This is a genomic window from Streptomyces sp. NPDC088725 (assembly GCF_044751305.1).
Classification (GTDB): domain Bacteria; phylum Actinomycetota; class Actinomycetes; order Streptomycetales; family Streptomycetaceae; genus Streptomyces.
On sequence record NZ_JBIVLO010000011.1, the window covers coordinates 140,537 to 160,792 of the forward strand.

The window sequence follows — 20,256 nt, forward strand, 5'->3', positions numbered from 1 at the left end:
TCACGCCGGCGCCGGTCGCGCCGCGTACCCTGCGGACCCCGGTTCGGGCGCCCGCGCGCGTGCGCTCGCCATTTCTCGCCTGCCCGCTTACACCTGGCCACCTCTCACGTGTCCACGAACGCCTCGCCGCCTCTCACGTGTCCACGTACGCCTCGCCGCCGAGGTCCAGGACGGCCGTGCCCGCCGTGGTGTCCGCCAGCCAGGCGCGGAAGGCGTCCACTTCGGCGGCCGGCAGCCCGAGCGCGATGGTCACCGCCTCCGCGTACCGCACCTCGCGGACCGCGCGGCCGGTGGCCCGCAGATCGTTCTCCAGCTTGCCCGCGCGCTGGTGGTCGACGGTGACGGTGGCGAGCCGGAAGCGCTGCCTGGTGAGCGATCCCACCGCGTCCAGCGCTTCGCCGACCACTCCCCCGTACGCCCTGATCAGGCCGCCGGCCCCGAGCTTGACCCCGCCGAAATACCGGGTGACCACGGCGACCACATACCGCATCTCGCGCCGCGTCAGCATCTGGAGCATCGGCACCCCCGCCGTACCGCCGGGCTCACCGTCGTCGCTCGCCTTCTGCACGGAGGCGTCGGCGCCGATCACGTACGCGAAGCAGTTGTGGCCCGCCGTCGGGTGTTCCTTGCGGACGCGCGCGACGAACTCCTGCGCCTCCTGCTCGGTCGCGGCGGGCGCGAGCGCGCAGAGGAAACGCGAGCGGTTGATCTCGGTCTCGTGCACACCCGCGCGGGCGATGGTCGTGTACTGCTCCTGCATCGCTCCACCCTATGCGGGGCCTCTGACAGCGGGACCTGCGGGAGCGGGCCCCCGGGAGCAGGACCCCGGGGAATGGCCGGGGGACCGGACCGGTTGTCCCGGTCATGTACGCAGACGCAGAGACGATCCGCAAGATCCTCGAGGACACGGGCGACACCTGGGCCGTGGTGGGTCTGTCCGACAACCGGTCCCGGGCGGCATACGGAGTAGCCGAGGTGCTCCAGCGGTTCGGCAAGCGCGTCGTGCCGGTGCACCCGAAGGCGGCGACGGTACACGGTGAGCGGGGGTACGCCTCGCTGGCCGACATCCCGTTCGCCGTGGACGTGGTGGATGTCTTCGTCAACAGCTCTCTCGCGGGCGCGGTCGCCGACGAGGCCGTGGCGATCGGCGCCAAGGCGGTCTGGTTCCAGCTGAACGTCATCGACGAGGCCGCGTACGAGCGCACCCGCGCCGCCGGACTCGACATGGTGATGGACCGCTGCCCCGCGATCGAGATCGGCTCCCTGCGGTAGTCGCGACCGCTCCGGGGCCCCGGCGTCGGCCGGGAACGCATCCGCGGGGCCTCGGACGGCGCGGGACACCGTGCGATTCGCACCTGTCGCCCCGGGGCCCGGGACGATGCCCGGCCGGAGGACCGGGATCAGGTTTCACACGCGTTCCGTGAGCAACTCCGCGAGGCGGTCCGCGAATTCGGTGAGCCGGTCCAGCAGAGCCCCGCCGCGGGCCAGCCGGAAGCCGTGCCGACGACCAGAGAACGCGGCCTGGACAGCGTGGAGTTGAGCCCACCGCTGGACGCGTACGCGATCCAGTTCCGCGGCCTCGGCGAAGACGTCCAGAATGCGGTGGGCGGCCCGGCGCATGTCGTCCGCTTCAAGGAGCTTCAACGCGCGCGACTTGAGCAGCGTGCCGCCGTCGTACGCGGGGTCCCCGGCGTAGCCTTTGGGATCGACGGCCAGCCAGGGCTCGCGGTCGGCGCGCAGGATGTTCCTGGCATGCAGATCGCCATGGATGAGGACATCGGGCTGGACTGCGCCCAGCTCACGGATGGTCGCCGCGGCGGCGTCCACGGCGTAGCGCGACATCGCGTGCGCCAGTTCCCCGTCGTCCCGGCGCAGTTGCTCCTCCCAAGTGCCGGCCCGCTCCCTCAGCCGGGGCAGACCGGGCGGCGCGGGGACGGCCAGGCGGCGACTGATCCGCGCCGCGACCGTCACCACCTCGTCGGTGTCTTCAACTTCCGACAGGGGCGATGCGTAAGCCCGTTCGAGCAGCATCGCGAAATTCTCGTTTTCACGCTCATACAGCAGAACGGCTCCGCGCCCGCCCCAGGCAACGAAGGCGTCCGGCTCATGGACGTTGCCCGGATGCGGAAACGACACCTTCAGCACGGCGGACCCCTCGGCCTGCCGCCGCACCGGGACGACGATCCCGATGCCCCCGTGCGTCACGTCGCCCTCCGGGACACACCCCCAGCGTTCCAGCAGCTCATCCACCAGTCCGGGCAGTTCGGCGAGCCACACCACTCCGCGCTCACCTTCGCGCTCGACGGTGGTCCGAGAGAACGTGTCCGGTACCGCGATCATCCCGGCACCTTACGCTCAGCGACAGCACATAACCACTGCGCTCAAGGCCCGGCTTCCGCCGGCCACCGGACGCTCCCGCGAAATGAGAGCGCGAGGCTTGCTCGGCCGGGGCAGCAAGGCGGGGCCGGTCGCCGCATCTCCGCTCCACCGTTCGCTGCCTCGCCACCCCTCCGGTGCAGCTCCTTCAACAGCGTCTACGTCGGTGTGCCCTGAAGGTCGCCGCGGAGCAGCCGCAGCGTTATCGCGCCCCGTGGTGTGTGACGCAGGTGAACCACCGCGTCCTGTCGTCGCGGAGGAACAGCACCGCTGGGGCGCCACACACCCAGCGCCTTGACCGCGCCTTCGGCGTCGCCGAAGTCGGTGTGCGCGCGGGCCACGTCCAGGAGCAGCCAGGTACGCCACGACGGAGCCGTGTCCTTGGACAGGCGCATCCCTTTGGCCAGTTGGAGGGCTTCCTTCGGACGGCCGTACTGCACCGCGAGCCTGACACGCTCGATGCGGGCAGACGACTTACTGAACACACTGAGCATGCGGCTGTCCTCGTTCGCCGGCATTCCGCCGACCCGCTCCGCTTCCTTCTCGGCGGCGCGCATCATCTCGTCCGCGCGCTCGTAGTCGTTGCTCCTGTCGTAGCTCGTTGCCGCGGACATGATCAGTCCGCCCCACACCTTGACGCCTTCCGCGTCGTCGAAGTGGGAGCGCTTCACTTGGTCGGCCGCGTGCCGAGCAACGACCATCGCGTCGTCCAAGCGGTTCTGGCGCTGATAGGCCCACGCGACGCTGTTCGCCATCATCGGACCGAGCAGCGGGTCGGACGAGGAATCCGCGGCAGCCACGGCCCGCTCCAGGCCGGCCAGCGCGAGATCTGTCATGCCCATGCGGATCGGCAGATGTCCGCCCAGTTGCAGGGCCTTGCCGAGTGCCGCCTGGCCCGCAGCACGCTCCTCGACGGTTCCTGTGGTCGCCGTCTGCCTCGCGTCCGCGATCACGCCGGGCAGGATCTCCATCAGCCGCCCGAACTCGGCGTCGTGGTAGAGCGTCCACGCGTCCGCGATCTCGGCCCGCAGAAGGTCGACGGTCAGCGTCTCGACCCGCCGGGCTCCGCCACGGGTGCGTAGAGCGGCGGCATGATGGCGCGGCGCAGAGCGACCATCTGCGGCGGGTCGCTCTCGCCGTTGGAAGGGACGCCGGGCGGGTCGCCGAGCAGTGACGTCAGTTCGATCCCGAGGCCCTTCGAGAGGGAGTGGAGGGTCGGCAGCCTGGCCGACGCCTTCCGCTTCTGCTCAAGGTGCCTGATGACATCGACCGACACGCCGGACCGCTCGGCCAAGGCCTCCTGCGTCAACCCTGGCAGTTTCCGCAGACGCCGAAGCTTCTCCCCAAGATGCTCGCTCACCCGGCTGACGGTACGCCGCCGCACGAACGAAGCCCACCCGCCCTCAGCGGACCGGCGGGACGGAGATGGCCATGATCAGTTCGACCGTCTCGGCGCCGTCGTTGCGGTACGCGTGCGGCACGTTCGAGTCGAACGACGCGGACGCTCCCGCCGGTACGGCGTGTGCCGTGCCGTCGACCACGACGGTCAGTTCGCCCGCGGTGACGTGCAGCAGTTCCGTCGTGCCGTCGGGGTGGGGGTCGGAGGAGCTGGCGTCGCCCGGCATCAGGACCCAGGACCACAGTTCGAGCGGGCCGCCGGTCTCCGCGCCCACCAGCAGGGTGCTGCGGCTGCCCGCCGGGGTGGACCACAGGCGGACCGCCTGATCGGCGGGGACGATCGTGACCTGCGGGCCCTGCTCGTAGTCGAGGAGCGTGGTGATGCTGACGCCCAGGGCGTCGGCCAGCTTCACCGTGGTGCCGACGCTCGGGTTCGTACGGGCCTGCTCGATCTGGATGATCATGCCGCGGCTGACCCCGGCGCGGGCGGCGAGAGCGTCGAGCGTGAAGCCTCGTTCACCGCGCCAGCGCTTGAGGTTGCGGGCGAGCGACTGTGTGAGCTGGTCAAGGTCCGACACGTCAAGTCCAATATATTAATGGCGCAGTTCAATAAACTGCACTACGGTGTGGTGTACTGAAACGTGCATCAAACTGTACTGCGAGGGCCCCCATGACCGCACTGTTCGCCCTGGCCACCAGCGTGCTGTGGGGTCTCGCCGACTTCGGCGGCGGGCTGCTCACGCGGCGGCTGCCCGCGCTGACGGTCGTCACGGCCTCGCAGTCGATCGCCGTGGTCGTCCTCGGCGCGATCGTGGTGGCCACGGGCGGCTGGACGGAGGCGGGTCCGCGGCTCTGGTTCGCCGTCGCGGCCGGTGTGGTCGGACCTGTCGCCATGCTCAGTTTCTACAAGTCCCTCGCTCTCGGCCCGATGGGCGTGGTCTCGCCGCTGGGCTCGCTCGGTGTCGCCGTGCCGGTCGGGGTCGGGGTCGTCGTGGGCGAGCGGCCCGGGCTGCCGCAACTCGCTGGGATCGCGGTGGCCGTGGCCGGGATCGTCCTCGCGGGCGGGCCCCAGCTGCGCGGCGCGCCGGTGCAGCGCCGCGCGGTGCTGCTCGCCCTGGTCGCCGCGTTCGGGTTCGGCACGGTGATGACGCTGATCTCGGCGGCCTCGACGACCCTGACCGGACTGTTCCTCGCGCTCTTCGTCCAGCGCGTCGCCAATGTCATGGTCGGCGGCACGGCGCTGTACGTCTCCGCACGGCGGGGCGCTCCCGCCCTGCCCCTGGACGGCGGTGCGCGGATCGTGCGGGCCGCGCTGCCCGCCCTGGCCTTCGTCGGCCTCGCGGACGTGGCCGCCAACGGGACGTACTCCATCGCCGCGCAGCACGGGCCCGTCACCGTCGCGGCCGTGCTCGCCTCGCTCTATCCGGTGATCACGGCGATCGCGGCGCGCGGTGTACTGAAGGAGAGGCTGCGCACCGTCCAGGCGGCGGGCGCGGGGCTCGCGCTGGTGGGCACCGTACTGCTCGCGGCCGGCTGAGGCGCGCCTGCCGGCTGTCGCCCGCGCGCCGGGGCGACGCGGAGGCCTGGCCCCGCTTGAAGCCGCTGACCTCGGCTGTCGCCCGCGCGCCGGGGTGACGCGCGCCAGGGTCAGGAATCCGCTTCCGACTCGGCCAGACGCAGCAGTTGTTCAGGGGTCATGCCTTCCGGGATCGGCACCGGCGCCGGAGTGCGCAGCGGTGGCTGCCAGCCGCGCTCCTCGTCCCAGGTCCGTACGATCCTGGCGGGCACCCCGGCCACCACCGCGTGGTCCGGCACCTCGCCCCGTACGACGGCGCCCGCGGCCACCACCACGTTCCGTCCGAGGCGCGCGCCGGGCAGGATCACCGCGCCGGTCCCCAGCCAGCTGCCGGGCCCGATGACAACGGGCGCCATCCGGGGCCACTGTTCGCCGACGGGGGTGTGCGGATCGTCGTAACTGTGGTTGGTCGACGTGATGTAGACGTAGGGACCGCAGTACGTCTTGCGGCCTATGGTGACCGCCACGTCGGCGACCACATGGCTGCCGCGTCCCAGGACCACTTCGTCGCCGAGCGTCAGTATCGGTGTGCGGCCGAGGTCGAGACCGGGCATCATCCCGGCGGTCAGTGTGACCTGCGCGCCGATCACACAGCGTTCGCCCACCTCGATCCACGGCTCACCGAAGATCGTGCCCTGGGGGAAGGCGATCCGGGCTCCGGCGCCGATCCGGGCGAAGCGCAGCCGCCCGGGGCGCTCGGCGGTGATCGCGCCCGCCTCCTGGACCCAGTGCCACCCCCGGTGCACGGCCCACGAGCCCAGCCGGCGCCGCCAGGTGGCCAGTGACGCGAACGGGCGGAAGGGGAGCGTGCTTCTGTTCTTCGGCACGCCGACACGGTAGTCGGCGGAGGGCCGGTCGACCGGTGCCACTGTCTGTGATCTTCACCCCATGACCCCCATGTCAGCCCAGGTCACCCGGCCTCAGCCCGCCTCACCGGCGACCTCCCCGGCCCGCGAGTCACCTCGCTTATCACGTCCTCGCCTCGCGTTGGGCGGCTTCGCCGCTAACTCCTCCGTGCGTGTGCACCCCGCGCGCTTCTCCGGCTTTTCGGCGGGTCCGGCTGCCTAGCATGAGCCGCCGTACACGGAGCGCAGCACCACCGTCCCCATCGGTGCCCCCTGCCACCCACGCGGCCGGCCCACGACGCCGGCCGGCCAACTCCCCCGCACTCAATACCGAGGAACCGCGGAATGTCAGTGCCCGTCACCCCCAGCCCGCACCGCATACGCAAGACACGGTCGTTGTCGCTTTTCTTACCCCTCGCCCTGCTCGTGATGGCCGGCGGGGTGGCGAGCGCGGTGGCCGCCGCCGCCCCCGAGCCCGCCCGCGCGTGGGTGACGTCCACGGTCACGACCGCCTGGGTGTGCCTCGCGCTGACGGTCGTCACGGCGGCTCTGCTGCTGAACCGCGCCCGGCGCGGAGCCCTCGCGGCCGACGGTGAGATCCGTACGATCCAGGCGCGGCTGGCCCGGACCGGGGCGGACGCCTCGCAGCTGGTGAACGTCACACTGCCCGCCGTGGTCAAGAGACTGCGGGACGGCGTGGACGCGGAGGAGGCACTGGAGGACACTCGGCGGCCCACCGATCCCCAACTTCGCCGTGTGCTGCAGGTGTTCGCCGTCGAGGTGGCCGCGAGCGAGCGGCGGGCCGCCACCGCGGACGCCGAGTGCGGGACCGCCGTGCGCAGGCTGTCGCAGTCGGCGGACGAACTGGACCGGCTCACGACGAAGACCCTCCCGGCGGCCATCGGCGGGCTGCGCCAGGGCGGTTCCGCCGACACGGTGCTCGGCAGCCTCGACCCGCCGGCGGATCCGCGGCTGCGGGTCCTGATGGACGCGCTGGTCAGAGAGTTCGCCATCAGTGAGCGGCGCTCGGCCGCCGCACAGGGCGCCGGTACCAAGGCGCTGAGCCGGGTCCAGGCCAAGGCCGTGTCCATGCTGGCCGATCTGCGCGAGATGCAGGACAGGTACGGCGAGGAGATCTTCGGCGACCTGCTCCAGCTCGACCACAACACCTCACAGCTCGGCATGCTCGCGGACCGGCTCTCCATCCTCATGGGCGGCCGGGGCAGCCGCTCCTGGAACAGACCGATCGTCATGGAGAGCATCCTGCGCGGCGCGGTCGGCCGTATCGCCGCCTACCGGCGGGTGCGGCTGCACTGTTCGAGCAATGCCGCGATCGCCGGGTTCGCCGCGGAGGGCGTGATGCACCTCCTCGCCGAACTGATGGACAACGCGGCGAACTTCTCCCCGCCCATCGACGAGGTCCATGTCTACGTCGAGGAGCGCGCCGCCGGCATCGTGGTGACCATCGAGGACAGCGGTCTGAAGATGGCCGACGCCGCGATGAGGCGCGCCGAGGAGTCCGTGTCGGGCCGCTCCAACGACCTCGCGACACTCCAGGGCACCCGGCTCGGCCTCGCCGTGGTCGGCCGGCTGGCCGCCAAGTACCGCATGAGTGTCAACTTCCGCCCCTCCTCGCGCGGCGGTACCGGTGTCGTGGTGCTGTTCCCGCCCCAACTCCTCGCCCAGCAAAGGGACGTGGACTGGGAGCAGACCGTACGCCGCCCCGTCCTCGATCCGCCGCCCGCCCGCGCCTTCGTGCCCGCGCCCGCCTCCCCGCCGCCGACCACACTGCCCCCGGCCGAACTGCCCAGGGCGGAACTGCCCCCGGCGGGCGCGGACGTCTCGTCGCTCTGGGGCCAGGGCCCGCGGGTCGCCACTCCCGGCGGTCTGCCCGTCAGGCCACCGGGGCGCACCATGGCCGCCGCCGACCGCGACAGGCCGTACCCGGACGTGGAGCCGGGGCCGGGTCCTGAGACCGGCGAGGTACGTCCCGGCCGCGACGCGGGTTCCCAGTTCCGGGCGTTCCACCGTTCACGCCACTCCTCCGGCGGACCGGACAGCACCCCGGCCGAGTGAGCGGCCGGCTTCTCCCCCGTACGGCGCCCGGGTACCGGCGCCCCACCCCTGCCCGAGAACGTCGAGATTGGAGGCACGGGCCCGTGGTCCTGCCCGACCGGGACCACCCGCCCCACGCACCCATGCATCCCACGCATTCCCCGCATGCCCCGCAGACCACCGACAACAGCCTGACCTGGCTCCTTGAGGCCCTGTTGGAACGCACCCCCGGCACCCGGCACGCCCTGGTGCTCTCCCGTGACGGGCTGAAGCTCTGCTGGAGCAGGTATCTCACGCTCGACCAGGCCGACCAGCTGGCCGCGATCTGCTCAGGAATCCAGGCGCTGGCCCAGGGCGCGTCCGTGGAGTTCGGCAACGGGACGGGCGGCGTACGGCACTCGATGACGGAGTTCCACGGCGGGCTGCTGTTCATCGTGGAGGCCGGTGAGGGCGCGCACCTGGCCGTCGTCGCCGCGGACGGCGCCGATCCCGGTGTGGTGGGCTTCCAGATGACCGATCTGGTCGAGCAGATCGGTGACCATCTGCGCGCCGAGCCGCGGAAACCCTCCCGGGAGGGTTCTCCGTCATGACCCGCAGGCCCGTCGACATCGGTACCCCGGACCGGCTCTACACCGTGACGGGCGGCCGCAGCCGGGTCGACGACGACGCCTTCGACCTGGTCACGCTGATCGTCAGCGAATGTACGCCGGCCCAGGGCATGCAGTCGGAGCACGTACGGATCCTCGACATGTGCCGCCATCCCACGGCGGTCGTGGAGATCTCGGCGGAGATGAAGCTGCCGGTGACAGTGGTACGGATCCTCCTCGGCGATCTCACCGCCATGGGCAGGATCACCGCCCGGCATCCCCGCTCCGCCCGGCTGTCTTCCGCGCTGCCCGACTCCGCTCTCTTGATGGAGGTGCTCCATGGACTCCGCAGTCTCTGAACTGCCCGCCCGTACGCCCCTGGCGGACGCGGCGGAAACCGGCCTGAAGATCGTCGTGGTCGGTGGTTTCGGCGTCGGCAAGACGACCCTCGTCAGGTCCGTCAGTGAGATCCGCCCGCTCAACACGGAAGAAGTCATGACCCAGGCGGGAGTAGGTGTGGACGAGACCACGGGAGTGGCCACGAAGACCACCACCACCGTCGCCTTCGACTTCGGCCGGATCAGCCTGAGCGACCGGATGGTGCTCTACCTGTTCGGCGCTCCCGGGCAGGAACGATTCTGGTTCCTGTGGGACCGGCTGTTCTCCGGCACGCTGGGCGCCGTCGTCCTCGTCGACACCCGCAGGATGAGCGAGTCCTGGTACGCGATCGACCGGCTCGAACACCACAAGACACCGTTCGTGGTCGCGGTCAACCGGTTCGACAACGACATGGCGTCGTTCTCCCTGGGGGAGATCCGCCAGGCCCTGTCGCTGCCGGACAGCATCCCGATGATCGATTGCGACGCACGCGTCCGCTCGTCCGGCAAGAACGTCCTGATCACCCTCGTGGATCACCTGTACGAACTGGCCATGGCCCGGGAGATGACCCCATGACCGACCCCACCGGCCCCCTCACCGACCCGTCCCCGCCCCAGGGCTGTCCCGCGCACACGGGCTCCGTGCGGCTGGGCGGCCTGGAGTACCAGCAGACCCCGTCCCAGCTCTACCGAAACCTGCGCAAGGAACACGGCCCGGTCGCCCCGGTCCTGCTCGACGGTGACGTCCCCGCCTGGCTGGTGCTCGGGTACACCGAGGTCTCCTACGTCACCGGCCACGACGAGCTGTTCGCGCGCGACTCCCGCCGCTGGAACCAGTGGGAGAACATCCCCGCCGACTGGCCGCTGATGCCGTACGTCGGTTACCAGCCCTCGCTCCTGTTCACCGAAGGTCCGGAACACCAGCGCCGTGCCGGTGTGATCACGGAGGCGCTGGAGGCGGTCGACCAGTTCGAACTGGCCCAGATGTGCCGCATGATCGCGGAGGGCCTGATCGACACGTTCTCCGGCAGCGGCCGGGCCGAGCTGATGTCGGTGTACGCCCATGCCGTGCCGATGCGGGCGGTCGTCCAGCTCTGCGGCATGCCCGCGGGCGGTACGGACACCGACGACCTGGTGCGTGACCTGCGGACCTCACTGGACGCGGTGGACGGCGCCGACCCGGTCGCCGCGTATCTGCGGGTGCAGGAGCGCATCGAGCGGCTGGTGCGGGAGAAGCGGAGCAATCCGGGCTCGGACATCACGTCGCGGATGCTGCTCCATCCGGCGGCGCTGACGGACGCGGAGATCGTCCAGGACCTGATCACCGTCATCGCCGCCGCGCAGCAGCCGACCGCCAACTGGATCTGCAACACCCTGCGTCTGCTGCTCACCGACGACCGCTTCGCGCTGAACGTGTCCGGCGGGCGGCTCAGCGTCGGTCAGGCACTCAACGAGGTGCTCTGGCTGGACACCCCGACGCAGAACTTCATCGGTCGGTGGGCGGTACGTGACACCCAGCTCGGCGGCCGGCAGATCAAGGCCGGCGACTGCGTGGTCCTGGGGCTCGCGGCGGCCAACACGGATCCGCAGATCTGGCCCGAGGGCCATGTCGGCCCCGAGAACTCCGCGCATCTCTCGTTCAGCAACGGCGAGCACCGCTGCCCGTACCCGGCGCCGCTGCTGGCCGACGTCATCGCGCGCAACGCCATCGAGACGCTGCTCGAACGGCTGCCCGATGTGGTGCTCGGTGTGGAGCCGTACGAGCTGACCTGGCGGCCCTCGATCTGGATGCGCGGCCTGGCCGCTCTGCCGGTGCGTTTCACACCCGTCGCGCGGTGACGAGCGGGCGACGAGCGGCGGCCGGCCGCCGGTCGGGTCCTGGGCGTACGTCCGGGACCCGGCCGGCGGGCGCAGTCAGGTGTGAGGAACGTCAGCGCGTGGCGGCCGGGGTGACGGGCGTGAACCGCACGGGCAGCGAGCGCGGTCCGCGCGTGAACACGCCCTGCTCGACCGGGTCGTACCCCTCGGCCGGCCGCAGGTCGGGCATCGCGTCGAGCAGCTGGCCGACGCCTGCCTCGATCTCGGCCTTGGCCAGCAGCGCGCCGACGCAGAAGTGCCGTCCGAGCGCGAAGGAGAGGTGATCGGCCGCCGCGGAGAACGCGGTGTCGGTCGTCAGATCGTCCCGGAATATGTTGAAGGTGTCCGGGTCCCGGTAGCGGGAGGGGTCGCGGTTGGCGGCGCCGATCAGGCAGGTGACGGTGGCCCCCGCCGGGATCGTGCCGCCGCTCAGCTCCACGTCCGCGGCCGTCTGGCGCATGATCATGTGCACCGGCGGGGTGAACCGGAGCGTCTCGGCGAAGGCCCTCGCTATCAGCGTGCGGTCCGCGCGGACCGCCGCGAGCTGATCGGGGTGGAGCATCAGATTGGCGAAGATGCTGGCGATCGCCTTGTCGGTGGTCTCGCCGCCCGCCGCGAGCAGCAGACTGCAGAACGCCTTGATGTCCTCGTCGCTCATCCGTACGCCGTCGACCTCGGCGGCGCACAGCGCGGACAGCAGATCGTCGCCGGGGTTCTCCCGCCGGTGGCGGATGATCGGGATCATGTACTCCGCGAACTCCACGCGGGTGCGCTCACCGGCGGCCGTGACGGCGGCGTCGCCGGACAGATTGCCCAGGAAGTCGATGACGGCGGTGTACCAGCCGTGGAATTTGGCGTGGTCGCCCTTGTCGAGGCCCAGCATGTCGGCGATGACGTTGACGGGGAAGCGGGTGGCGAAGTCGTCGACGAGATCGGCGGAGCCCGTGTGGCGGAAGCTGTCGATCAGCTCGCGGGCGTTGCGGTCGATGACCGGCAGGAACTTCTCCCGCAGATCGCTGCCGCGGAAGGCGGGCGCGACCAGTGCCCGGCGTACGGCGTGTTCACGCCCGCTGAGCTGGAGGATCGTCTTGCCGTGCACAGGCTCGATCTGCCAGTCGTAGTTGTCGGTGGTGAACGCCGACTCTCTGTCCTTGAAGGCGCGCTCGACGTCGTCGTACCGCGAGATGATGTAGCTGCGGGTCGCCTCGTGCCAGATCAGCGGCGCGCTCTCGCGCATCAGCCGGTAGACGGGATAGGGGTCCTCGGCGAACTCGGACGACAGGATGTCGGGGACCTGCTGTGCGGTGGCCATGCTGCTCCCTCGGTCGATCTCGATCGAACTCGGTCCATCCGGTCTGTGTCCGGTCACTAACAGGCCGTATGGAACAGGTTATTGACCGTGTGGCAGAAGAGACAGCCAACTCCTGGCCTACCTGATGTGCATGCGCGGGAAGCGGTCACCTACGGTGTGCCGTACGCCTTGCCGGCGGGTACGGACGAGCATCCACGAGCACCGGCGACCACGGAGGAGAGGGCATGACGCAGCGCGCGCTGATCACGGGGGTGGGCGGCAAGGACCCCAGAATCGACCCCGCCGCATTCGTCGCTCCGACCGCCGTGGTGGTCGGCGATGTCACCGTGGCCGCCGGCGCGAGCGTCTGGTACCACACCGTGCTCAGGGCCGACTGCGGCGCGATCGAGCTGGCGGAGGACTGCAACATCCAGGACAACTGCACCCTGCACTCCGACCCCGGCTCCGCGCTGACGGTCGGCGCGCGGGTGTCGGTCGGTCACAACGCGGTGCTGCACGGCTGCACGGTCGAGGACGACGTGCTGATCGGGATGGGTGCCACGGTCCTCAACGGCGCGCACATCGGCGCGGGCTCACTGGTCGCCGCGCAGACGCTCGTACCGCAGGGGATGCGGGTGGAGCCCGGATCGATGGTCGCGGGGGTCCCCGCCAGGGTCAGGCGCCGGCTGACCGATGAGGAGCGGGAAGGGATCAAGCTGAACGCGGCCGTATACCTGGATCTCGCCGCGGCTCACCGCGAGGCCCTGGAGAACTGACGCCGGGACCCGCCAGGCCCGTCCGGTCATTCGTCCGGCCGTTCGTCCGGACCTTCAGTCGGCGGCGGGTGCGGGTGCCGCGTCGGCTTCCGCAGCCGCCGGCACGACCGCTGCCGCGGCTGCCGCCACCGCGGCGGCCTCCGCCCGCGCGTGGGACTTCTTGGCACGGTTGCGCACGAGAAGGAACGAGGTGAGCCCGATCAGCACGGCGGCCGCGAGACCGAAGTACGAGAAGCGCTTGAGCCAGTCCTCCGCGACGATTCCGACCGAGTAGACGACGGCGGTCGTACCGCCCGCCCAGACCACACCGCCCAGCAGGTTGGCGGTGAGGAACTTCCAGTACGGCATGCGCAGGACACCGGCCAGCGGCCCCGCGAAGATGCGCAGCAGCGCGATGAAGCGGCCGAAGAAGACCGCCCACATGCCCCACTTCTCGAAGGACCGCTCCGCCACGGCGACCTGTTTCTCGCCGAAGTGTTTGGGGAATTTCCTGTCGAGCCAGGCGAGCAGTGGCCGGCCGCCCTTGCGGCCGATGGCATAGCCGATCGAGTCGCCGATGATCGCACCGGCGGAGGCGCAGGCGCCGAGAACGTACGGGTTGACGTCACCCTGCTGGGAGGCGAGCAGCGTGGCGGCGACGAGGACGATCTCGCCGGGCAGCGGAATGCCGACGCTCTCGACAAGGATGACGCCCGCCGTCAGGAGATAGATCACGATCGGGGGGACGGAGTCGAGCCACTCCTGCACGTGCACTGCCGGTCCCTCCGCTGCTCCCGTGCCTCTCTGGCCTACAAACGGGAAGCCTACCTGGTGGCCCGGGGTCCGTCAGGCCTTCGGCCGCAGGGTCCAGACGATGATCATCTCGGCCGTCACGGCCCCGTCCGCGCGTGTGATGGCGACGGTCACCGGGAATTCCGGACGGACTCCCCGGTCGAGTTCGGCGACGACCTCACCGGCGGGGCGGCCCAGTGTCGCCGTCGCCGTGACGCTCCCCATGGCGAGCTTCTTGTAGCCGATTTCCGCCTTGACAGCGAGGGGAACCGCGCGGCCGAGCTGATCGCCGAAGGCGGCGAGGACGATCGCACCGCTGGCGGTCTCGGCGAGGGTGAACATCGCACCGGCGTGCGGTCCGCCGACGTGGTTGTGGAAGTCGGCGTGGTCGGGCAGCCGGACCACGGCACGCTCGGCCGTGCTCTCCAGGAATTCGAGACCGAGGGTCTTGGCCATGGGGACGGTGGCGGCGAGCTGCTCGCCCACGGACATCTGATCAGCGCTCATGCACAAGATGTTACCCACGAGTAGTGCGAGTTGGCCATCCTCCGCGCGGGCGGCCGTGGCCGCCGCATTGCCGCACCTCTATGGTTACGGGCCATGTGGCCAGGACAGCAGCCGCCCGGGGGCGAGCAGAACCCGCAGGACCAGAACCCGAACCAGAATCCGTACCAGCAACCGGGGTACGGCCAGGAAGGACTTCCGCAGCAGGGATACGGGCAAGGGGGACACCAGCAGCAGAGTCCCCCGCCGAATCCGTACCAGCAGCCGGGGTACGAACAGCCGGCGTACGAACAGCCTGGGTACCAGCAGCCCGGCTACCAGCAGCAGCCCGGCTATCCGCAGCAGCAGCCGGGGTACGAACAGCCTGGGTATCAGCAGCCGGGGTACCCGTACCAGCAGCCGACCGTGCCGCAGTACGCGGCGCCGGGGCAGCCCGGCGGGCGCGGTCCGTCCGACGACCGGAGGAAGACCACCGTCGTCGCGATCGTCGCGGCCACCGCTGTCGTGGTCGCGGCGGCGGTGACCGGCTTCCTGGTGCTGGGCGGAAACGACGGCAAGGGAACGGTGGCGAACGGCGGCTCCTCGTCGTCCGCGTCGCCCGAGCCGGATACGAGCGAGTCCGTCGCCAATCCCCGGGACGGCTCGGCGGCCGGAAAGCCGCAGATAGCCGGCTGGAAGGTCGTGTCCAACCCGAAGCGCGGGACGCAGTTCGATGTCCCGCCGGAGTGGGAGGTCGACAGTCCCGGCACCTCATACGGATTCGAGGACGTCAAGAAGGACGACGGCTCCAGCGTCGCCTTGTTCTCCGCACCCGCGTACTTCACGTCGAAGTGGTGCGAGCAGGACGCTGACAAAGACGGGCAGATGGAGGACGTCGGTCTCGGCGGCACCGGCACCAAGGGGAGCGGGGGCGCCAAGGACACGGCGTCGGCCGCGGTGACCGAAGCCCACACGTGGGCCTGGGCCGCCTACGCCCAGGGGGAGCCCGAGAAGACCATCAAGCAGAAGGTCCAGGTCAGCAAGGCGCAGCCGTACACCACCACGTCCGGTCTCACGGGGAATTACGCGACGGCCACCGCCACCGGGCTCGCGAAGAGGAACAAGTGCGACACCGACGGCAAGTCGATCGCCTTCACCTTCACCAATGCCCAGGGCGACTTCACGACCTGGGTGCTGTACGCCAACAAGGGGGTGCCCGAGGAGATTCCGGACACGACGGTCAAGCGGATCCTCAGCACCGTGAGACTGATGAAGTCCTCCTGACCGTGGCTCTGAAACCGAACCCGCCGTGGCCGTAACCGTCCACTGGGCCGGATAACCGGTTGGCGCCCCGGAGCCGTTGCGGCCATAGTCCCCGGGTGCGCAACTACACCCTGCTGACCGCTGCGGCGATCGCCACCACTCTGGGCAGCCAGGGTGCTCTGATCGCCTCGGCGTTCGCCGTCCTGGAAGCGGGCGGCGACGCCGGTGACGTGGGCCTCGTCGCGGCGGCGCGCACCATTCCGCTCGTGCTGTTCCTCCTGATCGGCGGCGCGCTGGCCGACCGGCTGCCCCGCCACCATGTGATGGTCGCGGCCAACGCCCTCAATTGCCTCTCCCAGGCGGCCTTCGCCGTCCTCGTCCTGGCGGGCGAACCACGGCTGTGGCAGATGATCGTGCTCGCCGGTCTCGGTGGCACGGGCCAGGCGTTCTTCGCCCCGGCCTCCGAAGGCATGCTGATGTCCAGCGTCAGCGGCGAACAGGCGAGCCGCGCGTTCGCGCTCTACCGGATGGCCCTGAACGGCGCCAGTATGGGCGGCGCCGCGCTGGGCGGCATGCTGATCGCGGTGGCCGGGCCCGGCTGGGTGCTCGCCATCGACTCGTTCGGCTTCCTGGTGGCGGGGTCGCTGCGCGCCTTCCTCGACGTCAGCCATGTCCCGCCGCGCCCCGCGGGCCGCGGCATGCTCGCCGATCTGCGGGACGGCTGGCGCGAGTTCACGGGACGGCCCTGGCTGTGGAGCATCGTGCTGCAGTTCGCCGTGGTCAACGCGGTCGTCGCGGCGGCGCAGTCGGTGTACGGGCCGCTGGTGGCCAGGGACGACCTCGGCGGCCCCGGCCCGTGGGGCACGGCCCTCGCGGCGTTCGGCGCGGGTACCGTCGGCGGCGCGCTGCTGATGACGCGCTGGAAGCCGCGCAGGCTGCTGCTCGTGGGCACTCTCTGCGTCTTCCCGTACACCCTTCCGCCGGCCGGGCTCGCGGTGCCGCTGCCGTTGTGGGCCCTCGTCGGCGTGATGTTCCTCTGCGGCCTCTCCATCGAGGTGTTCGGCGTCTCCTGGATGACGGCGCTGCACCAGGAGATCCCGGAGGACAAACTGTCCAGGGTCTCGGCGTACGACTGGCTCGGCTCCATCGCCATGGTGCCGGTGGCGACGGCGCTCGCGGGTCCAGCGGAGAGTTCCTTCGGGCGTACGCCCGCGCTGTGGGGGTGTTCCGCGCTGGCCGTGCTGCTGACAGTGGCGGTGCTTTTCGTGCCGGGCGTACGGCAGTTGACCCGCCGCACCCAGGACGTCCCCGCGCAGCGGCCGGTGACCGCGCCGGCCGCCGGCCCGTCAGCCGATACTGAAGGCGCCCTCGGGCGGCCGGGGTGACGGTACGGCTCCGGCGTCCCGTACCACCGCGGCGTCCCCGATGAGCCGCCGCAGCGCCTTGCCGTGCTCGACGCGCGCCGGGAAGGCGTCGGAGGCGGTACGGCGGGCCAGCTCCACCGTGTCGATCGGGGTGTGCGAGGCGAGCAGTACGGCGTTCCCGAAGCGGCGGCCGCGCAGTACGGACGGTTCCGCGATCAGCGCCAGTTCCGTGAAGGCCGCCGCGAAGGTGGCCAGTTGGGAGCGGAGGAAGCCGAAGGGCGCGCCGTCGGCGAGGTTGGCGGCGTAGATGCCGCCCGTCCGCAGGACCCGTGCGGTCTGCCGCGCGTACTCGACGGAGGTCAGGGCCGCGGGCACCCGTGAGCCACCGAAGACATCGGCGACCAGTACGTCCGCCGAGCCGTCGGGTGCCGTTTCGATCCAGCGCCTGGCGTCGGTGCCGTACACGGTGATGTCCGCGTCCGCGGGCATCGGCAGGTGTTCCGCGACCAGTTCGAGCAGGGCCGCGTCGGAGTCGACCACGGTTTGCGCCGAGCCGGGACGGGTCGCGGCGACGTAGCGAGGGAGCGTGCAGGCGCCGCCGCCGAGGTGCAGCACGGCGAGCGGGTCGCCCGTGGGGGCCGCGTGGTCGATGACGTGGGCGAGGCGCTGTACGTACTCGAATTCCAGGTGGGTGGGCTCGTCCAGGTCGACGTAGGACTGGGGCGCGCCGTCGACCGTCAGCAGCCAGGCGCGTTCCCGGTCGACATCGGGGAGCAGCTTGGCGGTGCCGTGGTCCACGGCGCGGATGACGGGGATCGGCTCGTTCACGCCCCCCATTGTGCGCCGCCTGCCGGTGAGCCGGTGCGCCGCTTCCCGGCGACCGGCGCGTCAGTCCGTCCAGAGCGCGGCGACGGCCTCAACGTGCGCTGTCGCCTGCGCCAGACCGGCCCGTGCGGCGGGCGGCCGGCGGGCCGGGTCGAGGAGGTTGCGTCCTATCGCCTTCCTGGCGGCGCTGTCGGGCGTGATGACCTCGACGCGGGTTCCCGCCGCCGCGAGCGCGGCGGCCTGGGTGCCCGGGGAGGCGATCACCCCGTTGCCGGAGCCGATGGGTGCGATGACCAGGACCCGGTCGTAGCCGGCGGCGAGCTGGACGTTGGCGGGTGAGTGCATGCCGCCGTCGATCCACTTGCGGCCCTCGATGGTCACCGGCGGCCAGACGCCGGGGACCGCGCAGCTCGCGGCGACGGCGTCCACGACCGGGACACCGCTGTCCCTGTCGAACGTCCGCAGCTCTCCGGTGAGCGCGTCCACGGCCGTGACGACGAGCCGCCGCTCCGGCCAGGTGCTGATCCGGATGCGGTCGGCGATGACGGCCCTGCGGTCCGCCTCCGGGACCGTGGAGGCTGCGAGGGCGAACCGGCCGAGCCTGCGGGCGTAGGCCTCGGGGGTACGGGCGCCGAGCGCGGCACGCACATAGCGCAGGAGTGCGGCGCCGCCGAGCTTCGCGGCACGCTCGTTTCCGGGGGTGAGCTGGCGCTCGTACAGCTCCTCCAGGTCATGGGCGCCGGCCGTGATCTGGGCGCCGGCCGCCGAGCCCGCCGAGGTGCCGACGACGAGGTCCGCGGTGGTGGGGTCCGTACCGGCGCGGACGAGACCGTGCAGGATTCCGAGCGTCCAGGCGACACCGGTGACTCCGCCGCCGCCGAGGACCAGGGCCGTACGCGTCATGTCTTCCGCCTCTCCCCCGCCGGACGGGCCGCCCGGCTCGGAAGAAGTGTCCCGTACATCCGTGCGCCCGCCACCCCTGGGTACGAAGTGGCGGGCGAACGGCCGTGGTTCAGGCCAGGGACGTGACCGTTCCCGCTCCGACGGTGCGGCCGCCCTCGCGGATCGCGAATCCGAGCCCCGGCTCCAGCGGTACGTCGTGGTCCAGTCCGACGGTCATCGTGACCGTCTCACCGGGCCGCGCGACGGCCGCCTCTCCCAGGTCGACGCCACCGGCCACATCAGCGGTACGGATATGGAACTGCGGCCGATAACCGCTGCCCACAGCGGTCCTGCGACCGCCCTCGCGCGCCGAGAGGACGTACACCCGCGCGGTGAAGCGCCTGCTGGGGACGACGCTGTCCGGCGCGGCCACGACATGGCCGCGGCGGATCGTGTCTCGGGGCATGCCGCGCAGCAGCAGCGCGACGTTGTCGCCGGGCTCGGCGGAGTCCATCGGCTTGCCGAAGGTCTCCAGGCCGGTGACGGTGCTGGTCCGCGGACCGGTGTCCGCGCCCAGCACCTCCACCCGGTCGCCGATCCGTACGGTGCCGCGCTCGATGGCGCCCGTGACGACCGTGCCGCGTCCGGTGATGGTGAGCACGTTCTCGACGGGGAGCAGGAACGGCGCGTCCCGGTATCTGACCGGGACCGGCACATACGTGTCAACCGCGTCGAGCAGCGCCTCGACGGCCGCGGTCCAGCGCGGGTCGCCCTCCAGCGCCCGCAGCCCCGACACCCGGACGACGGGCACCGTGTCACCTCCGTAGCCGTGCCGCGTGAGCAGTTCGCGTACCTCCAGCTCCACCAGGTCGGTCAGCTCGTCGTCGCCCGCGTCGGCCTTGTTGAGGGCGACGACGATGTGGTCCACGCCCACCTGGCGGGCGAGCAGGACGTGTTCGGCGGTCTGCGGCATGATTCCGTCGAGCGCCGAGACGACGAGAATGGCCCCGTCGAGCTGCGCGGCGCCGGTCACCATGTTCTTGATGTAGTCGGCGTGGCCCGGCATGTCCACGTGCGCGTAGTGGCGGGTGTCGGTCTCGTACTCGACGTGCGCGAGGTTGATGGTGATCCCGCGGGCGGCTTCCTCGGGCGCCCGGTCGATACGGTCGGACGAGACGTAGGAAGTTCCGCTGCCCGCGCGGTCGCTGAGGACTTTGGTGATGGCGGCGGTGAGGGTGGTCTTGCCGTGGTCGACATGGCCCATGGTGCCGATGTTGAGGTGCGGCTTGGTACGCGTGTATGCCGTCTTGGGCATGATTCCTTAACCAGACGTGAGGCATGCTCGAGGTACGCCCGTCGCGTTCGAGGTGCGCTCGGCCTGCCGGTGAAGTGCGCGTGATGGGCACGTGAAGTGCTGTCAAACGCTGTTCGACCGGTGGTGCGAAGCCTGACTCGCCACGCGTGCGGAACGTGCGTGGGACCCCTTGTCCCTGCCGACCCTCCCCCTGTGGGGTCCGCCGGACTGTCCGG

Annotated in this window: 20 protein-coding genes and 1 pseudogene; 10 read left to right on the forward strand and 11 right to left on the reverse strand. The window is 71.0% G+C overall.

Features of this window, described 5'->3' with window-relative positions; all coding sequences use genetic code 11:
- Positions 1 to 133: 133 nt before the first annotated feature.
- Positions 134 to 760, reverse strand: coding sequence for a YigZ family protein (locus ACIP6N_RS25220; RefSeq protein WP_401819082.1), 627 nt, complete (start codon positions 758 to 760; stop codon positions 134 to 136).
- A gap of 104 nt (positions 761 to 864) precedes the next feature.
- Here ACIP6N_RS25220 and ACIP6N_RS25225 point away from each other — a divergent pair, with 104 nt between their 5' ends.
- The gene (locus ACIP6N_RS25225) at positions 865 to 1,272 is read left to right on the forward strand and encodes a CoA-binding protein (RefSeq protein ID WP_401819084.1); all 408 of its coding nucleotides are present in this window, start codon (positions 865 to 867) and stop codon (positions 1,270 to 1,272) included.
- Between the two features lie 135 nt (positions 1,273 to 1,407).
- Here the strand turns inward: ACIP6N_RS25225 and ACIP6N_RS25230 are convergent, their stop codons facing one another.
- The 3 genes and pseudogenes from ACIP6N_RS25230 to ACIP6N_RS25240 form a co-directional block, all read right to left on the reverse strand.
- On the reverse strand, positions 1,408 to 2,340 hold the full coding sequence (locus tag ACIP6N_RS25230; RefSeq protein ID WP_401819086.1) for an aminoglycoside phosphotransferase family protein: 933 nt from the start codon (positions 2,338 to 2,340) through the stop codon (positions 1,408 to 1,410).
- Between the two features lie 323 nt (positions 2,341 to 2,663).
- Positions 2,664 to 3,703 (reverse strand): annotated as a pseudogene (locus ACIP6N_RS25235) (helix-turn-helix domain-containing protein); the annotation flags it as partial.
- A gap of 76 nt (positions 3,704 to 3,779) precedes the next feature.
- On the reverse strand, positions 3,780 to 4,352 hold the full coding sequence (locus tag ACIP6N_RS25240) for a helix-turn-helix domain-containing protein (protein WP_401819088.1): 573 nt from the start codon (positions 4,350 to 4,352) through the stop codon (positions 3,780 to 3,782).
- Between the two features lie 92 nt (positions 4,353 to 4,444).
- Here ACIP6N_RS25240 and ACIP6N_RS25245 point away from each other — a divergent pair, with 92 nt between their 5' ends.
- Complete coding sequence (locus ACIP6N_RS25245) at positions 4,445 to 5,311, forward strand: EamA family transporter (RefSeq protein ID WP_401819089.1); 867 nt, start codon at positions 4,445 to 4,447, stop codon at positions 5,309 to 5,311.
- A gap of 110 nt (positions 5,312 to 5,421) precedes the next feature.
- On the opposite strand, the gene ACIP6N_RS25250 is transcribed toward ACIP6N_RS25245, so the two are convergent.
- Complete coding sequence (locus ACIP6N_RS25250; protein ID WP_401819092.1) at positions 5,422 to 6,177, reverse strand: acyltransferase; 756 nt, start codon at positions 6,175 to 6,177, stop codon at positions 5,422 to 5,424.
- Between the two features lie 363 nt (positions 6,178 to 6,540).
- Here ACIP6N_RS25250 and ACIP6N_RS25255 point away from each other — a divergent pair, with 363 nt between their 5' ends.
- The 5 genes from ACIP6N_RS25255 to ACIP6N_RS25275 all read left to right on the forward strand — a co-directional run bounded on the left by ACIP6N_RS25255 (position 6,541) and on the right by ACIP6N_RS25275 (position 11,053).
- A complete protein-coding gene (locus ACIP6N_RS25255; RefSeq protein ID WP_401819094.1) occupies positions 6,541 to 8,271 on the forward strand; it encodes a sensor histidine kinase in 1,731 nt (576 codons plus the stop codon).
- A gap of 122 nt (positions 8,272 to 8,393) precedes the next feature.
- Positions 8,394 to 8,840, forward strand: a complete 447-nt coding sequence (locus ACIP6N_RS25260; RefSeq protein ID WP_401819095.1) for a roadblock/LC7 domain-containing protein — start codon at positions 8,394 to 8,396, stop codon at positions 8,838 to 8,840.
- Positions 8,837 to 9,196: a DUF742 domain-containing protein gene (locus ACIP6N_RS25265; RefSeq protein WP_401819098.1), complete on the forward strand. Its 360-nt coding sequence runs from the start codon at positions 8,837 to 8,839 to the stop codon at positions 9,194 to 9,196. The genes ACIP6N_RS25260 and ACIP6N_RS25265 overlap by 4 nt, the downstream gene beginning before the upstream one ends.
- Positions 9,177 to 9,791 carry a GTP-binding protein gene (locus ACIP6N_RS25270; protein ID WP_401819100.1) on the forward strand — a complete coding sequence of 205 codons (615 nt, stop codon included), beginning with the start codon at positions 9,177 to 9,179 and terminating at the stop codon, positions 9,789 to 9,791. Before ACIP6N_RS25265 ends, ACIP6N_RS25270 begins: the two co-directional genes overlap by 20 nt.
- Positions 9,788 to 11,053 (forward strand): cytochrome P450, encoded by a 1,266-nt coding sequence (locus tag ACIP6N_RS25275; protein WP_401819102.1) that lies wholly within the window; start codon positions 9,788 to 9,790, stop codon positions 11,051 to 11,053. The genes ACIP6N_RS25270 and ACIP6N_RS25275 overlap by 4 nt, the downstream gene beginning before the upstream one ends.
- A gap of 91 nt (positions 11,054 to 11,144) precedes the next feature.
- Here ACIP6N_RS25275 and ACIP6N_RS25280 read toward each other — a convergent pair whose 3' ends face one another.
- Positions 11,145 to 12,383, reverse strand: a complete 1,239-nt coding sequence (locus ACIP6N_RS25280; protein ID WP_401819104.1) for a cytochrome P450 — start codon at positions 12,381 to 12,383, stop codon at positions 11,145 to 11,147.
- Positions 12,384 to 12,607: 224 nt separating this feature from the next.
- Between ACIP6N_RS25280 and ACIP6N_RS25285 the strand changes: the two genes are divergently transcribed.
- Entirely contained in the window at positions 12,608 to 13,138 is a 531-nt protein-coding gene (locus ACIP6N_RS25285) for a gamma carbonic anhydrase family protein (protein WP_401819105.1), read from the forward strand.
- Between the two features lie 54 nt (positions 13,139 to 13,192).
- Here the strand turns inward: ACIP6N_RS25285 and ACIP6N_RS25290 are convergent, their stop codons facing one another.
- Both ACIP6N_RS25290 and ACIP6N_RS25295 read right to left on the reverse strand, forming a co-directional pair.
- Positions 13,193 to 13,891 carry a DedA family protein gene (locus ACIP6N_RS25290; RefSeq protein ID WP_401819108.1) on the reverse strand — a complete coding sequence of 233 codons (699 nt, stop codon included), beginning with the start codon at positions 13,889 to 13,891 and terminating at the stop codon, positions 13,193 to 13,195.
- 72 nt (positions 13,892 to 13,963) lie between these two features.
- Positions 13,964 to 14,416, reverse strand: coding sequence for a DUF4442 domain-containing protein (locus ACIP6N_RS25295; RefSeq protein WP_401819109.1), 453 nt, complete (start codon positions 14,414 to 14,416; stop codon positions 13,964 to 13,966).
- 93 nt (positions 14,417 to 14,509) lie between these two features.
- Between ACIP6N_RS25295 and ACIP6N_RS25300 the strand changes: the two genes are divergently transcribed.
- Positions 14,510 to 15,676, forward strand: coding sequence for a hypothetical protein (locus tag ACIP6N_RS25300; RefSeq protein WP_401819111.1), 1,167 nt, complete (start codon positions 14,510 to 14,512; stop codon positions 15,674 to 15,676).
- Between the two features lie 95 nt (positions 15,677 to 15,771).
- Positions 15,772 to 17,040, forward strand: a complete 1,269-nt coding sequence (locus ACIP6N_RS25305) for an MFS transporter (RefSeq protein ID WP_401819113.1) — start codon at positions 15,772 to 15,774, stop codon at positions 17,038 to 17,040.
- On the opposite strand, the gene ACIP6N_RS25310 is transcribed toward ACIP6N_RS25305, so the two are convergent.
- The 3 genes from ACIP6N_RS25310 to tuf form a co-directional block, all read right to left on the reverse strand.
- Complete coding sequence (locus ACIP6N_RS25310) at positions 17,002 to 17,847, reverse strand: spermidine synthase (RefSeq protein ID WP_401819114.1); 846 nt, start codon at positions 17,845 to 17,847, stop codon at positions 17,002 to 17,004. The two genes, ACIP6N_RS25305 and ACIP6N_RS25310, sit on opposite strands and share 39 nt — an antisense overlap.
- A 60-nt stretch (positions 17,848 to 17,907) precedes the next feature.
- A complete protein-coding gene (locus ACIP6N_RS25315; protein WP_401819116.1) occupies positions 17,908 to 18,747 on the reverse strand; it encodes a patatin-like phospholipase family protein in 840 nt (279 codons plus the stop codon).
- A gap of 109 nt (positions 18,748 to 18,856) precedes the next feature.
- Positions 18,857 to 20,041: an elongation factor Tu gene (gene tuf / locus ACIP6N_RS25320; RefSeq protein ID WP_401819119.1), complete on the reverse strand. Its 1,185-nt coding sequence runs from the start codon at positions 20,039 to 20,041 to the stop codon at positions 18,857 to 18,859.
- Between the last annotated feature and the right edge of the window lie 215 nt (positions 20,042 to 20,256).

Coding starts and splice junctions, on each gene's coding strand:
- ACIP6N_RS25300 (WP_401819111.1), top strand. CDS start 14,510: ATGTGGCCAGGACAGCAGCCGCCCGGGGGCGAGCAGAACCCGCAGGAC.
- ACIP6N_RS25220 (WP_401819082.1), bottom strand. CDS start 760: ATGCAGGAGCAGTACACGACCATCGCCCGCGCGGGTGTGCACGAGACC.
- ACIP6N_RS25265 (WP_401819098.1), top strand. CDS start 8,837: ATGACCCGCAGGCCCGTCGACATCGGTACCCCGGACCGGCTCTACACC.
- ACIP6N_RS25225 (WP_401819084.1), top strand. CDS start 865: ATGTACGCAGACGCAGAGACGATCCGCAAGATCCTCGAGGACACGGGC.
- ACIP6N_RS25230 (WP_401819086.1), bottom strand. CDS start 2,340: ATGATCGCGGTACCGGACACGTTCTCTCGGACCACCGTCGAGCGCGAA.
- ACIP6N_RS25280 (WP_401819104.1), bottom strand. CDS start 12,383: ATGGCCACCGCACAGCAGGTCCCCGACATCCTGTCGTCCGAGTTCGCC.
- ACIP6N_RS25255 (WP_401819094.1), top strand. CDS start 6,541: ATGTCAGTGCCCGTCACCCCCAGCCCGCACCGCATACGCAAGACACGG.
- ACIP6N_RS25245 (WP_401819089.1), top strand. CDS start 4,445: ATGACCGCACTGTTCGCCCTGGCCACCAGCGTGCTGTGGGGTCTCGCC.
- ACIP6N_RS25315 (WP_401819116.1), bottom strand. CDS start 18,747: ATGACGCGTACGGCCCTGGTCCTCGGCGGCGGCGGAGTCACCGGTGTC.
- tuf (WP_401819119.1), bottom strand. CDS start 20,041: ATGCCCAAGACGGCATACACGCGTACCAAGCCGCACCTCAACATCGGC.
- ACIP6N_RS25270 (WP_401819100.1), top strand. CDS start 9,177: ATGGACTCCGCAGTCTCTGAACTGCCCGCCCGTACGCCCCTGGCGGAC.
- ACIP6N_RS25275 (WP_401819102.1), top strand. CDS start 9,788: ATGACCGACCCCACCGGCCCCCTCACCGACCCGTCCCCGCCCCAGGGC.
- ACIP6N_RS25260 (WP_401819095.1), top strand. CDS start 8,394: ATGCATCCCACGCATTCCCCGCATGCCCCGCAGACCACCGACAACAGC.
- ACIP6N_RS25285 (WP_401819105.1), top strand. CDS start 12,608: ATGACGCAGCGCGCGCTGATCACGGGGGTGGGCGGCAAGGACCCCAGA.
- ACIP6N_RS25295 (WP_401819109.1), bottom strand. CDS start 14,416: ATGAGCGCTGATCAGATGTCCGTGGGCGAGCAGCTCGCCGCCACCGTC.